The following is a 14,294-nucleotide window of genomic DNA, read 5'->3' as shown; positions in this document are numbered from 1 at the left end:
CCTACTTGTAGATATCAGGAAGCAGCGTGGTCGAGATCGGCGGGAAGTAGGCGATCAGCAGCACCACGATCAGCATGGTCAGCACGAAGGGCACGGCACGGGCGGCGATCTTGAGAATGGACTCGCCGGTGATGCCGGAGACGACGAACAGGTTCAGGCCCAGCGGCGGGGTGATGAAGCCCACGCCCAAAGCGGTGATCATCATGATGCAGAACTGGATTTCGTTCATGCCGATGTTGTCCGCGAGCGGCTTCAGGATCGGCGCCAGGATCACGATGTTGGGCGTCGTTTCCATCACGCAGCCCGCGGCGATCAGGATGCAGATCATCAACAGGATCAGCATCGCCGGATCATCGGTCAGCCCGGTCACCGCGGTCACAAACCCCTGCGGCACACCCATGATGGCCAGCGCCTCTGCCAGCGGGGCGGAGAAGGCGATGATCGGCAGGATCACCCCGTTCACCTTGGCAGAACTGACCAGCATCGCCGGGAAATCCGACAGTTTCAGCGTGCCGAGCAAGAAGCCCATCAGGATGGTGACGACCACGGCAGTGGCGCCGGCTTCGGTCGGGGTCAAGCGGCCGGAGAAAATACCGTAGAAGATGATGCCCGGCACGATGAAGGCATACCAGCCGGATTTCAGCGAGTGGCCCAGGTTGCCCAGCCATTCGCCCAGACCCATGTTGCCGCCGGTCTCATAGGTATAAAGGCGGTTCATGATGATGTTGGTGATCAGGATCGACACCAGGATCGCAAGGCCCGGGATCAGCGCCGCCAGAAACAGGGTGGAGGCGGAGATGCCCAGCACCAGGCCGATGATGATATAGGCGATGGAGGGCGGGATCAGGATGCCGGTGCAGGCGCCCGCCGCCACCAGTGCGCAGGCATAGGGGCGGGGATAGCCGCTTTCGACGAGCCGGTTGATGGTCATCCGGCCCACAGCGGCGGCACCGGCGGCGTCAGAGCCGGAGATTGCCGCGAACATGCCGCAGACCAGCACCGTGGCGGAGCCGAAGCCGCCGCGCGTCCAGCACGTCAGTGCCTCGGCCACATCCAGGAATTTCTTGCTGAGCCCGGTGCGCACCAGCACGTCGCCGGTCAGGATGAAAAGCGGCACCGCAGTCAGCGCAAAGGCGTCGATACCGGTAAACAGGCTTTCGCCGATAGCGCTGAGCGGCAGGTCGCCCGACATCACCAGCATGGTGATGGCTGCTGCGCCGATGGCGGCCCAGACCGGCACCGCCAGCGCGATCAGCGCCACGAACATGATCACTGGCAGGTAGAAGTCCCAGCCCAGCTCGACCGTCTGATTGAGTGAATTCCACAGCATCCCTCAGCCCCTCAATCAAACAGCTTGTCGCCTTCAAAGACGGGTGTGCCGTCGCGAAGGCTGCGGTAATCGCGCAGGAAGGATTGCAGCAGGCGCCAGATCATCAGGGCAAAGCCCGCGGGCACCGCCATCAGGAACCACACCATCGAAATCCGCAGCCCGTGGCTGACCGATCCGAACTTGGCGGAGACCAGCACCGTCTCGAACGACCAGTAAAGCGCCACCAGCGCGACGATGAACATCACCAGGTCGCCGAAGATGTAGAGCAGCGCCTTGGGCCGGGGGCCGAGGTAGTGCATCAGCACATCAATGCGGATATGCGCGCGTTCCTTGACCGCAGCTGCGGCGCCGATCCAGGCCAGGTAGATGAAGGAATAGCGGACGATCTCCTCGCCCCAGATCGAGGAGAAAGCAAACAGCTCCCGCCGGATCACCTCGATCGCCATGGTGATGACCAGCATCACGTAGAAGGTCAACAGCAGCCAGCGCTCCGCGTTCTTGTCTATCGTTCGCAGGATTTCCATCGCTGTTCCCGGTGTTCAGGCACACCCCCGCAGTCAGCCCGGCGGGCTGCTGCAGAAGCGGCGGTTTCGGTAGCGGGCGGCCGCCGGTGTCCGGCGCGCGCCCCTGCGGCGGTCAGGCGTCGTGGACGAAGTATTTGCCTTGGGTGCCTGCGGCCTCCTCCAGCTTGGCGAAATTGTCCATCGACCCGGCCAGCTCAGTCTTGAAGGAATCCCATTCGCTGCGCTGGTAGCCGCCTGCGTCTTTCCACTCTGCCAGCTGGTCATCGCTCAGCGAGTGGAATTCGACGCCTGCCTTGGTCAGTTCCGCCATTGCATAGGCGCGGGCGGAGGGCACCTTGGACAGGTTCTGATGCGCGGTCATTTCCGAGCCCCACATCACGCCGTCCTGCACATCGGCGGGCAGCGCGTTGAACCATTCCAGGTTGCAGGAATAGACTTGGCTGTCCGGCACCGCCTGAGTGAAGGTCACATGGCTGAGGATGTCTTTGAACCCAAAGACATAAAGCGCGCCGACCGACGGGTCGAGAGCATCTGCCACCCCTTGTTTGATCGCCGAGGGAGTCTCGCCCCAGGCGACCGGCGTGGGGTTGGCGCCGACCATGCGGTAATACTGCTGCAGCATTTTCGATCCCGGTACCCGGAATTTCACACCCGCCATATCGCCCGGCGCCATTACCGCGTTGCCGCCCTTGCGCACGGCCACAACACGGGGGTCGATGTTCACATAAAACAGCGCCTTGAAACCGGCAGCCTCGACCTTGGGGTGGACCTCGGCCTTCCAGAAGTCAGAAGTCACCAGATTGGTGAAACGCTGGTTGGAGCCGCAGAGGTAGGGCATGTTGATCAGATCAACGGTGGAGGCGAAGGGCGCGAAATTCGACAGCGAATGCTGCGCCGCCTGAATGGTCCCGCCTTGAACTTTCTGCACCAGCGCGCCGCCCGCGCCCAGCTGGCCGCCGGGGGCCAGCTTGACGTAGATCTTGCCGTTGGTGGCGTTCTGGATGTTTTCCTTCAGGTCCAGCTGCATGATCGGATAGCTGCGCGACGCGCCCAGCACGTAGGCGGTGGCAACGGTCATGATATGCTCCGCCGCACGCTCGCGCTCTTTCTCCTCCTTGGCGGTCTGCGCGGCGGCCTCCGACGACCACAGGACACCGCCTGCACCCGCCACCAGCGCCGCGGTGAAGGAGCCGGTCGAAGCCAGTTTCAGAAAATTGCGGCGCTCAGCAGATTTGAGGCCATCCTTGTCAGTCGTCATCGTCTTCCTCCCTTGGAAATCCGTCAGCTGCCGCTCTTTTTCTTGTGGTCAGCCTCCCGCTTGAGGATCGCGGCCACGAACAGGACCGACGCCGCAAACAGAACCAGCATCTCTCCCACATCGCTCAGAAAGCCGCCGCCGCCGAATGCGCCCAGGGCAACATTGGCAAAAAACACGGCAAAGACGGCAACGGCAGCGAAGAGAAACATCGTTAGATCCCGTTTTCTGATCCCAACACTATTTGTAAGCGCTTACATCGATAATGCAAGCGCTTACATTGATGGATGGCAACTGCTGGATTTTGTGCTAAGACAGGGGCGATGGAACGACAGGCGTGACATGGGAAAAACCCGCTCAGCTCCGACACTTAACGATGTTGCACGGGAGGCAGGCGTCTCGACCGCGACTGTTTCGCGCTGCCTGAATTCACCGGAACGGGTGATCGAGGCGACCCGCCAGCGGGTTATGCAGGCGGTCGAATCACTGGGCTACACCCCGAATTTCGCCGCCCGGGTGATGGCGGCCAAGCGCAGCTTCACCATCGGCGCGATCATTCCAACCATGGATAATGCAATTTTTGCGCGCGGGCTGCAGGCCTTTCAGGATGAGCTGCGGGAGCGCGGCTATACGCTGCTGGTGTCCAGCTCGGCCTATGATCCAGAGGCCGAACGCGAGCAGATCCGCACCCTGGTGGCGCGCGGCGCCGACGGGCTGCTGCTGATCGGGCATGAACGCGACCCGGAGATTTACGACTACCTCGACCGGCATCAGGTCCCTTCGCTGGTCGCATGGTCCTATGAGCCGGAGGCGATGCGGCCCTCTGTCGGGTTCAGCAATGCCAGCGCCATGCGCGCGCTGGCGGACAGCGTACTCGCGGCGGGCCACCGCCGGATTGCGATGATTTCAGGCGTGACAGAGGGCAACGACCGGGCGCTGAGCCGGGTGCTGGGTGTCAGGCAGGCGTTGCGGTCGGCCGGCTTGGGGGAGAGTGCGCTTACTCTGATCGAAACCCCGTATGAAATCGACAAAGGGGCAGAGGCGTTCCGCCAGCTGATGGCGCTGGATCCGCGCCCGACTGTGGTGATGTGCGGCAATGACGTGCTCGCGGCCGGCGCCTTGCGCGAGGCGAAAGGGATGGGCATTGCGGTGCCTGAGCAAGTCTCCGTCACCGGCTTCGACGACATTGAGCTGGCCGGAATTGTCAGCCCGGCGCTGACCACCGTACACGTTCCGCACCGCGAAATGGGCCGCAAGGCCGCGCGGGAACTGGTGGCGATGGTCGAAGGCACATCGGCAGGTCAGCCGGTTTGCATCAGCACGCACGTCGTGACACGGCAGTCTCTGGCTGCGCCGCCTGACGCGTCATAAGCCCTGCATCAGCCTTTTAACGCCATAACTGCGCGCAGCAGCAGCTGTCCCGTCACGTGTGAACCCCGGCAAGCGCGCCTGCCGGGTTTTGTTGCATGCCAGTGGCGTGCCGCCCGCTGTGGTCACTCCGCCGCGATTGCGCGGCCGCCTTGTTCTTCAGGCTCGAACGGCGACCATTCAAGGCCGCCGTCGTACCGCCAGGCCAGCTTGCCTTCGCTGTCCATCGCAATCAGGGACAGCCAGCGGTTGTCGAACAGCTCCCGGACACCGGAGTGGCGCTTCAGGATATCGGTCATCGCCTCCCGCGGGGCTTCGATGATGACGGACAGGCGCAGCGGATCATGCTGGAAACCGTCCCCGTCATGCACCGACTGCCAGGGCAGGCCAGGGCGCAGCGATCCGCCGTTGCCTTCGAGCACACCGATGCCGCCCGCAACATTGTGGAGCAGCTTGTTGCCGCCGCCGAACAGCTCCGGTGCCACGGTGGAGCCGTAGTACTGCAGGCTGATCCAGCTGGCGACCTGCACCGGGGCGGTCATGATCAGCTCCAGCACGCCAAAGCCCTCGTCGGCCTGCCAATCGTAGTTGTGCAGGAAGGTGTTGCCGGACAGGTCCGCGCCCTCTGTCCGCTGGCGCGGGGCGGCGATAAGCGCCTGGCATCCGGCCAGGCCCCATTCGGGGCGCAGCTCGGCCCAGTCGCTGGCCCGGCGGGCAATGTCCGCCTCCCCCTTGGCGCGGGGCAGCCTGGCGGCGCGTTCGGTGCGGGCCAGCCGCCCGGCGCCGTCCAGCCAGCGCTTCAGCCGGGCCACATCCGCCTTCCAGTCCTGGCCGGGCAGATCCTGATCATAAAGCGTGACCGCATCGGTGGTGGTATGGTGCAGGGCCGGAAGGAACAGCGTATCGGCGGGGATGCTGATACCTTCATCTTGCAGGCCGTCGCGCACCTGGGCGTCATTCAGCAGCCCGGCCAGCAGGCGCGCGTTCACATCGCCGGCATGGCCGCCGCAGGCACCGCACTGCAGGGCGCTTTCATGCGGGTTGTTGGTTACGTCGGCGCCGTGGCCCGTCAGCATCACGATCCGGGCGAAATTCTGCGTCGGGGACATCGCGGACAGCACGGATTTCGCCATGCCGATGCGGGTCTCCAGGCCGATTGAAGGGTCAAGCTGCGGCGCGGGGTCCGGCTTGGCGCCAGCCGGGCGGCCAAGCGAGTCCCGCAGCAGCTTGCTGACGTAAAGCGGGCCGGTCGCCTCGACAAAGGCAAAGGATGAGACCGCCGCCAGCTTGAAGCGCCCCCAGGCGCGTTTGGCCCGCGCAGCATAGCGCCGCGTCTGATCGGCGGTGTCCGGTTCGGCGGCCTTGGAGGCCACTCCGGCCTGCAGCAGGACCGGGCCGCGGGTTTCGATCACGTCCGAACCGGCGGCCTGGTGTGCGCTGGCGAGGCCGAAGAAACCTGCGAAACCGATGGTCTCGATACCGGCGTCCTGCGCTTCCAGCATCCGGCGGAACACTTCGGAGCGCACGTCAATGCAGAAGGCGGCCTGCACGGCAGGACGCCCCGTGGTCAGACGCGGCTGGCGGGAGGCCAGGACGCCGGAAAGCTTGCGCTGCTGCGCCCGCTCGGCGGCGTCCTGAAGCACCGCATCGATGACCAGATCCTGGCTGGGGGTGACAGGCATTTCATGCTGCGCGGCAACCTCCGACCACCGGCTGGCAATTTCGTCCTGGTAGAGGTGGAACAGCGCCTCGTCGAACACCATCCGGATGGCCAGCAGCTCAGCCGCTGTGTTGTCCGCCTGGCCGTCCAGTTCCGCCTGCCACAGCAGATAGCGGGCATACTGCGCCCAGCCGCCGAGTGTGATCAGCCACCTGTGGTAGGCGGTCTCAGCGGCCTCGGCCGACACGCCGAGAGTTTCGGAGGCACGCCCGATTGCCCGCCAGTGGGACCGGTTGGAGGCGGCAACAAAGGCGCCAAAGCCCTTGAGGCCGTGGATTTCCGGGGTCAGATCGCGGGAGGCGAATTCGCGCCAGGCGCTGAACGCGCCGCCGGTGCGGTTGGGCTGCCACAGGGCCTGTCCCTGATCGAAATGGCTGGACGCCCAGGCGCCGATCCGCTCCTCGATCAGCCCGGGCCAGTCGACGCCGGACACATCTGCCGCCAGCTCTGCCACTGTCGGCAGGGCGCTCAGCGGAGCGCTTTCGGTCCGGAGAGCTGCCTTGACCTCTTCCAGATCCGGCTGGCCAAAGCGGGTTTCGGCACTGGCAAGCGCATCGCGCAGGTCCTCCACGCCGATCTCTTCGGCGTCGAATTTGGCCGCCCAATGCGCGCGCTCCGGTGTGATCCGGGTGCCGGCGACCCGCGCCAGGCGTGCCGCCGCCACCGCCAGGGGTTCACCGGTCTGGCCAAGGAAGGGGTTGACCGCAACGCTGGAGGAGAGCGGGAACAGCGGCGGGATCGCTTTCACCGCCTTGTTCGCCTCGGCGACAAATTCCAGCAGGGCAGCAGGGTAGGTTTCGTGCTTGGTAAACATGTCTCGCTCCGTTTCAGGCGGTTGTCCGCTTCGACCAGCCGTCCAGCAGCCTGTCGAAGATCGCATTTGCGTAAAGCCCGCTGGACAAATGCACGCGCATGCCTGCGGCGGCCGGGTGCGTGGCCCAGAGCGGGAAGGTGGCCTGAGCCACGGCAACCGCGCCAAAGCTGATCAGCGCCAGCACGATCAGCGCCCATTCCAGCGGGCCCGGGGCGGGGCCGGCGGCAGCGTGCCGGCGGTCATGTGCTGGGCCAGCGATTGCAGCAGGAAGTAGCTGACCGATGTTGCAGAGGCATAGATCACGGTGCGGCGGGTCAGCGCGCCGGGGGCCGCATCGGCGAATCCCTGCGCCAGAATATAGGCGACACCGAAGATCAGGATCACACCCAGGGCTATCGCCTGGACCGACTTGCCGTCAAACCCGAACACCGCGCCGATCAGCCCGTACATCACGATGCCAATGGCAAAGGCCTGCAGCACGTTGCGGGCGCTTGGCACCGCGACGGGGCCGGGGCGGCGGATGGCCGCGACATTGCGGACCGCCTCGCCCGCGCTGAGGAAGGCGTGCGCCTTGTACAGCGAATGCGCCACGATATGCAGCAGGGCCAGAGGGAACAGCGCCAGGCCGCATTGCATGACCATGAAGCCCATCTGCGCAATGGTGGACCAGGCCAGCGAGGTCTTAACTGCGGCCTGGGTCAGCATCACCAGCCCGCCAAACAGAGCTGTGAACCCGCCCAGCATCACCAGCAGCGCCATCACGCCCGGCGCGGCCAGCATTACATCGGCGAAGCGGATCAGGAGGAAGCCGCCGGCATTGATGACACCCGCATGCAGCAGGGCCGAAACCGGGGTAGGGGCCTCCATGACTTCGGTCAGCCAGCCGTGGACCGGAAACTGCGCTGAGGCCAGCACTGCCGCCAGGGCGATCAGCAGCACTGCGGCGGCGGTTGCCGGACCGGGCTGCGCGGCGGCCAGGATCGTGGAGATGTCAGATGTGCCATAGGTCAGCACCAACAGCAGCACTGCGCCTGCCAGCGCAATTTCGCTTGCACGGGCAACAACAGCCTTTTTGCGCGCGGCGCGGCGGGCGGTTGTGCGCTCCGGGTAGAACAGGAGCAAGCGGTTCAGCAGCAGGCTGGTTGCCACCCAGGCTGCCAGCAGCTGGATGAGGTTGCCCGACATCACCAGCAGCAGGACCGCGGCCAGGGTGGCGGACATCCAGCCGGTAAACGCCCCCTGGCGCGCTTCGCCGTCCATGTAGGTGGCCGCGTAGCGCATGACGATCCAGCCGATGAAGCTTACCAGCACCAGCATCGTGGCGCTGACCGCGTCCAGCCGTACTGAAAGCCCGGCCCCCCACAGGCCAATTAGCGCGGACGTCCCTGGGCCTTCAAGAATAAGCAGTCCGGCTGCAGCCGCTGAGATGGCAAAGGCGGCAAGCGTTGCCCATTCCGCCAGCTTGGGCAGCAGGCCCGGGCGGCGGCCCGGGTGCTGGCGCGCATAGACTGCTGTCGCCAGCAGGATGAGCGGGCTTAGAAAAGGCAGTAACAGGTAGCTCATGGTTCAAATTCCTCGGTCTCAGCAGGTGGAATCGCTCTGCAAACCGAGATAGGGCAGGCTTCATGTTTTAAAAAATTCATTGTTTGATAGGTATAGTTCTAATAATTAGAACGGCATGCCGCTGAACTATCATCATTTGCGCTATTTCTGGGCCGTTGCACACGACGGGAATCTGACCCGGACCGCGCAGCAGCTGAACCTGTCGCAATCTGCCCTGTCCGTTCAGATCAAACAGCTGGAAGAGCGTCTTGGCCATGCGCTGTTCGAACGCCGTGGCCGGCAGTTGCACCTCACCGAAGCAGGCCGGATCGCCTTGGACCACGCAGACGCGATTTTTGCTGCCGGGCAGGAGCTTGTCGCCACATTGCAAGAGGCAGGCCGCACCCGTCAGGCCTTGCGCGTTGGCGCGCTTGCCACTTTGTCACGCAATTTCCAGATCGGTTTTCTGCGCCCAATTCTTGCGCGCACGGACGTTGAGGTGATCCTGCGGTCCGGAAGTCCTACCGAACTGCTGGAGGGGCTCGGGACGCTCAATCTGGATCTGGTGCTGATGAACCGGGAGCCTCCGGACGACAGTCTGGCGCCCTATGAAACCCATCAGATTGCTGAACAGGCCGTCAGCATTGTCGGCTCTCCGGAACGGTTCGATCCGGAATGCCCGATCCGCGAGCTGCTTGCTGCGCACCCGTTCATTCTGCCCACTACTGACAATGCCCTGCGCACCGCGTTTGATGCCATGGCCAGCCGGCTGTCGGTGCGTCCGCAGGTTGCGGCAGAGGTGGATGATATGGCGATGATGCGTCTGCTGGCGCGGGAAAACATCGGCTTGGCCCTGGTGGCGCCGATTGTGGTGCAGGATGAATTGACGTCCGGCCGACTGGTGGAAGCCAAGGAGCATCCGAAGATCAGAGAGACATTTTACGCCATCACCCTGCGGCGCCGGTTTCCGAACCCGGTCGTGCAGGAGCTTTTGGCGAGCAGCTTTGATCCGGCACCGCTGCCTTAGGGAGTTCACCGTTCCGGCCGCTGCGTGGATTTGTCACGTTTGAAAAAATACTTCACTCTGGCAATTCACTGCCGGATGCCCGGCTTTGTGCCCGCTGCGCTGCGCCGGGGCAGGGCACCTGGGGCAACTTGACACTCACCGCCATATTGCAAACCCGGATCTTTTCGTATACCGCGGCATACAAATAGCATCCAGGGTGGCGGCGGCGGTTGCCGGAACCAGGGTGCTAGCTCCTTTTAACGCTTACTCGCCGGGACAGCCATGAGCCTTTACACAGACTACTTGAATGAGATCGAAACCCGCAAAGAGCAGGGTTTGAACCCCAAGCCCATCGACGATGGCGCGCTGGTTGAAGAGTTGATCGCGCAAATCAGGGACACCGGGAATGCGCACCGCGACGATTCCCTGAACTATCTGATTTACAACACCCTGCCCGGCACCACGAGCGCGGCAGGGGTCAAGGCGAAGTTTCTGAAAGAGATCATCCTGGGTCAGGCCGAGGTTCCGGAAATCTCCACCGCTTTCGCATTTGAGCTGCTGTCCCACATGAAAGGCGGCCCGTCGGTCGAGGTGCTGCTGGACCTGGCGCTTGGCGAGGACGCCGCGGTGGCCGGGCAAGCGGCCGACGTGCTGAAGACGCAAGTCTTCCTGTATGAGGCGGACACCCACCGTCTGAAGCAGGCGTATGCAGCCGGGAACGGCATCGCTAAGGACATTCTGGAAAGCTATGCGAAGGCAGAGTTTTTCACCAAGCTGCCGGACATCGACGAAAACATTGAAGTCGTCACCTATGTCGCTGCTGAGGGCGATATCTCCACCGACCTGCTGTCGCCGGGCAATCAGGCGCACAGCCGTTCGGATCGGGAACTGCACGGTAAATGCCTGATCTCCGAGAAGGCACAGCAGGAGATCGAAGCGCTGAAGCTGCAGCACCCGGGCAAGCGCGTGATGCTGGTTGCCGAGAAGGGCACGATGGGGGTCGGATCCTCCCGCATGTCCGGTGTCAACAACGTCGCGCTGTGGACCGGCAAGCAGGCCAGCCCCTATGTGCCGTTCGTGAACATCGCGCCGGTTGTGGCAGGCACCAACGGCATCTCCCCCATCTTCCTGACCACCGTTGGCGTCACCGGCGGCATCGGGCTCGACCTGAAGAACTGGGTCAAGAAAACGGATTCCGACGGCAATCCGATCCTGAACAACGACGGCAACCCGATCCTGGAGCAGAAATACTCTGTCGAAACGGGCACCGTGCTTTCGATCAACACCAAGACCAAAAAGCTGTGCAGCGCTGAGACCGGCGTAGAGCTGGCGGACGTTTCCTCTGCCTTCACCCCGCAGAAGGTCGAATTCATGAAGGCCGGCGGCTCCTATGCCATCGTGTTCGGTAAGAAGCTGCAGAGCTTTGCTGCCGAGACCCTGGGCGTCGAGCCGGCACCGGTCTTTGCGCCGTCCAAAGTGGTTTCGCATGAAGGCCAGGGCCTGACTGCGGTGGAGAAGATCTTTAACAGGAACGCCGTGGGCGTGACTGGGGACACTGTCCTTCACGCAGGGTCTGACGCCCGCGTTAAGGTCAACATCGTCGGCTCGCAGGACACCACCGGCCTGATGACCGCGCAGGAACTGGAGTCGATGGCCGCGACCGTCATCTCGCCGACCGTGGATGGCGCCTATCAATCCGGCTGCCACACCGCGTCCGTATGGGATCTGAAAGCGCAGGCCAACATCCCCAAGCTCATGAAATTCATGAACAAGTTCGGCCTGATCACTGCGCGGGACCCGAAAGGCGTCTACCATTCCATGACCGACGTGATCCACAAGGTGCTGAACGACATCACTGTGGATGACTGGGACATCACCATCGGCGGCGACAGCCACACCCGCATGTCCAAGGGCGTGGCCTTCGGCGCCGACTCCGGCACCGTGGCGCTGGCGCTGGCAACCGGTGAGGCGACCATGCCGATCCCCGAGTTCGTCAAGGTGACGTTCAAGGGCCGCATGAAGGACCACATGGACTTCCGCGACGTGGTGCATGCCACCCAGGCGCAGATGCTGCAGCAGCACGGCGACAACGTGTTCCAGGGCCGCGTGATCGAAGTGCACATCGGTACCCTGCTGGCCGACCAGGCCTTCACCTTCACGGACTGGACTGCGGAGATGAAGGCGAAGGCCTCGATCTGTATTTCCAACGACGAAACCTTGGTGGGCTCGCTGGAACTGGCAAAGTCGCGCATCCAGGTGATGATCGACAAGGGCATGGACAATGAGGCTGGCACCCTGCAGGGGCTGATCGACAAGGCGGACAAGCGCATCGCCGAGATCACGTCCGGCGAAAAACCCGCCCTGACACCGGATGACAGTGCCAAGTACTACGCCGAAGTTGTTGTTGATCTCGACGCAATCGACGAACCGATGATCGCGGACCCGGACGTAAACAACGCCGATGTGTCCAAGCGCTACACCCACGACACCATCCGCCCCGTGTCCTATTACGGCGGGGACAAGAAGGTCGACCTGGGCTTTGTCGGCTCCTGCATGGTGCATAAGGGCGACATGAAAATCGTCGCGCAAATGCTGAAAAACCTGGAGAAGAAATCCGGCAAGGTGGCGTTCAACGCGCCCCTGGTTGTGGCGGCGCCGACCTACAACATCATCGACGAGCTGAAAGAAGAGGGCGACTGGGAAATCCTGCAGCGCTACTCGGGCTTTGAGTTCGATGACCTGATGCCGAAAAGCAAGGCGCGCACCGAATACGAGAACATCCTGTATCTGGAGCGTCCGGGCTGCAACCTCTGCATGGGCAACCAGGAGAAGGCTGCCAAGGGCGATACGGTTCTGGCCACGTCGACGCGCCTGTTCCAGGGCCGCGTCGTGGAGGACAGCGCAGACAAGAAGGGCGAGTCCCTGCTGGCCTCGACGCCGGTTGTCGTCCTGTCGGCGATCCTGGGCAGAACCCCCAGCATGGAAGAGTACAAGTCTGCCGTGGAAGGGATTGACCTGACCAAATTCGCGCCGCCGCTGGAAAAACCTGCAGGCGCGCGCTCGGTCCACTTCTGACGCCAGCTGAAACCTCTGGACCGCCGGGCGGGCGCAAAACCTAGCCCGGCGGTCAGCCTCACTTGGAGCCGGGCGGATGTGCCTCCGTACGGTGCGCCCTTCTGAGCTGGTAATCCTGATTATGCTTAATAATTTTAAAGGGATAGCCAGTGCGGCTTATCCTTTATGGCGGCATTTGCACGGCCTCCCGGCGGCTCCTTTCTGCGTAGCCTCAGTACTCCTTCCAGGGTGCGTTTTGCATTTTCTCCGGTCTCAGACCGCTGTTGCGGGGCCTTAGCGGCGACCATGCCGGACGCGAGGCCGCGTGCCTAGGCTCAGGACCCATTGATTTCCGTTTGGCCGCGTGATTCACGGTGCTCAAGGCGAGCGGTGAACATGTCTGACCTTTTCTGGCTGAGCGACGCGCAGATGGCCCGTCTGAAACCCTTCTTCCCAAAGTCCCACGGGAAGCCACGCGTTGACGACCGTCGGGTCTTGAGTGGGATTATCTTCATCAACCGCAACGGGTTGCGCTGGCGTGATGCGCCCAAGGAATACGGCCCGCACAAGTCGCTCTACAATCGCTGGAAGCGGTGGAGCGACAAGGGCATCTTCGCCGAGATGCTGATTGGTTTGGCTGCTGATAATGGTTAAGAGAAGACGGTCATGATCGACGCAACATATCTCAAAGCTCATCGCACGGCGTCCAGCCTTGCGGTGAAAAAGGGGGACGTTGCCGTTTGATTGGCCGGACCAAGGGCGGCATGAACGCAAAGCTGCACGCCATCTGTGACAGCCAAGGGCGTCCTCTGGAGCTCTTTGTGACTGCCGGACAAGTCAGCGATTACACCGGCGCACGTGCTCTCGTTGGCAGCCTACCAAAGGTAGATTGGCTGCTCGGGGATCGTGGCTATGATGCCAACTGGTTTCGAGATGCGCTGAAAGACAAAGGGATACGCGCCTGCATCCCAGGTCGAAAGCAACGAAAGACGACAGTTCGATACGACAAGCGCCGCTACAAACGACGTAACCGCATTGAGATCACGTTCGGAAGACTGAAGGATTGGCGGCGCGTGGCTACCCGCTACGATAGGTGCCCCAAGGTCTTTCTGTCGGCAATCGCGTTGGCAGCCCTCGTCATATTCTGGCTTTGTGTCCTGAGCCTAGCCAAGACGTTGCACGGCGGCTGAACGCCGCCGGTGCGCTATCTTTCTTGAGGCAGTGTATTGTCGCGTCGGATTGCGCAACCAAGGCTCTGAGCCTTCAGATCTCAAGATCCTCAATGGACTTGCCAGCTTTCAATGCTTCGTGAACCCAAGCTGGTTTGCGCCCGCGGCCGCTCCATGTCTGGGATGCGTCTTCTGGATTGGCGTATTTGGCTGGTGCCTTTGCGCCGGACTTTCGGCCCTTAGCGCCATGAAGCGCAATCACCTCTTCGAAGGGCACACCGTGTTTGTCGGCGATGGCCAGCATTTCAGAATAGGCGTTTTGCTTCGCTTCTTTTTCCACTTCAACTCTGCGGGCTTCGATTTCTTTGGCCAAGGCATTGAGTTCAGCCGCATTCAGTCCGCTCAGATCTATCGTCATGTCTCACCTGTGTTTTCGGTTTGACGTCGTCAAAGCATATAATGTTATTTGTTACAAGTTGCAGGCTTTAGACCTGGATACTAATTCAATCAGA

9 protein-coding genes and 2 pseudogenes are annotated in these 14,294 nt (G+C 62.6%); 4 read left to right on the top strand and 7 right to left on the bottom strand.

Features of this window, described 5'->3' with window-relative positions:
- Position 1: 1 nt before the first annotated feature.
- From ACXAED_RS21315 to ACXAED_RS21300, 4 genes are all read right to left on the bottom strand, one after another.
- The gene (locus ACXAED_RS21315; protein ID WP_475053335.1) at positions 2–1,330 is read right to left on the bottom strand and encodes a TRAP transporter large permease; all 1,329 of its coding nucleotides are present in this window, start codon (positions 1,328–1,330) and stop codon (positions 2–4) included.
- A gap of 11 nt (positions 1,331–1,341) precedes the next feature.
- Entirely contained in the window at positions 1,342–1,854 is a 513-nt protein-coding gene (locus tag ACXAED_RS21310) for a TRAP transporter small permease (protein WP_475053333.1), read from the bottom strand.
- A 112-nt stretch (positions 1,855–1,966) separates the two neighbouring features.
- On the bottom strand, positions 1,967–3,112 hold the full coding sequence (locus ACXAED_RS21305; RefSeq protein WP_475053331.1) for a TRAP transporter substrate-binding protein: 1,146 nt from the start codon (positions 3,110–3,112) through the stop codon (positions 1,967–1,969).
- A gap of 23 nt (positions 3,113–3,135) precedes the next feature.
- Positions 3,136–3,321, bottom strand: coding sequence for a hypothetical protein (locus ACXAED_RS21300; protein WP_475053329.1), 186 nt, complete (start codon positions 3,319–3,321; stop codon positions 3,136–3,138).
- Between the two features lie 130 nt (positions 3,322–3,451).
- Here ACXAED_RS21300 and ACXAED_RS21295 point away from each other — a divergent pair, with 130 nt between their 5' ends.
- Positions 3,452–4,480, top strand: coding sequence for a LacI family DNA-binding transcriptional regulator (locus ACXAED_RS21295; protein WP_475053328.1), 1,029 nt, complete (start codon positions 3,452–3,454; stop codon positions 4,478–4,480).
- Between the two features lie 122 nt (positions 4,481–4,602).
- On the opposite strand, the gene ACXAED_RS21290 is transcribed toward ACXAED_RS21295, so the two are convergent.
- Both ACXAED_RS21290 and ACXAED_RS21285 read right to left on the bottom strand, forming a co-directional pair.
- The gene (locus ACXAED_RS21290) at positions 4,603–7,011 is read right to left on the bottom strand and encodes a YbcC family protein (RefSeq protein ID WP_475053326.1); all 2,409 of its coding nucleotides are present in this window, start codon (positions 7,009–7,011) and stop codon (positions 4,603–4,605) included.
- A 13-nt stretch (positions 7,012–7,024) separates the two neighbouring features.
- Positions 7,025–8,574: pseudogene (locus tag ACXAED_RS21285) on the bottom strand (proton-conducting transporter transmembrane domain-containing protein).
- Positions 8,575–8,689: 115 nt separating this feature from the next.
- On the opposite strand from ACXAED_RS21285, the gene ACXAED_RS21280 reads away from it, so the two are divergent.
- The 3 genes and pseudogenes from ACXAED_RS21280 (at position 8,690) to ACXAED_RS21270 (ending at position 13,803) form a co-directional block, all read left to right on the top strand.
- The gene (locus ACXAED_RS21280; protein ID WP_475053324.1) at positions 8,690–9,580 is read left to right on the top strand and encodes a LysR family transcriptional regulator; all 891 of its coding nucleotides are present in this window, start codon (positions 8,690–8,692) and stop codon (positions 9,578–9,580) included.
- Between the two features lie 261 nt (positions 9,581–9,841).
- The gene (locus ACXAED_RS21275) at positions 9,842–12,634 is read left to right on the top strand and encodes a bifunctional aconitate hydratase 2/2-methylisocitrate dehydratase (protein ID WP_475053323.1); all 2,793 of its coding nucleotides are present in this window, start codon (positions 9,842–9,844) and stop codon (positions 12,632–12,634) included.
- Positions 12,635–13,009: 375 nt separating this feature from the next.
- A pseudogene (locus ACXAED_RS21270) lies at positions 13,010–13,803 on the top strand (IS5 family transposase).
- A 73-nt stretch (positions 13,804–13,876) separates the two neighbouring features.
- Here the strand turns inward: ACXAED_RS21270 and ACXAED_RS21265 are convergent.
- Entirely contained in the window at positions 13,877–14,200 is a 324-nt protein-coding gene (locus ACXAED_RS21265; protein WP_475053321.1) for an H-NS histone family protein, read from the bottom strand.
- Between the last annotated feature and the right edge of the window lie 94 nt (positions 14,201–14,294).

This window comes from Leisingera sp. ABM4_103, from assembly GCF_056158685.1.
This window is presented reverse-complemented; position numbering and strand designations above follow the sequence as displayed.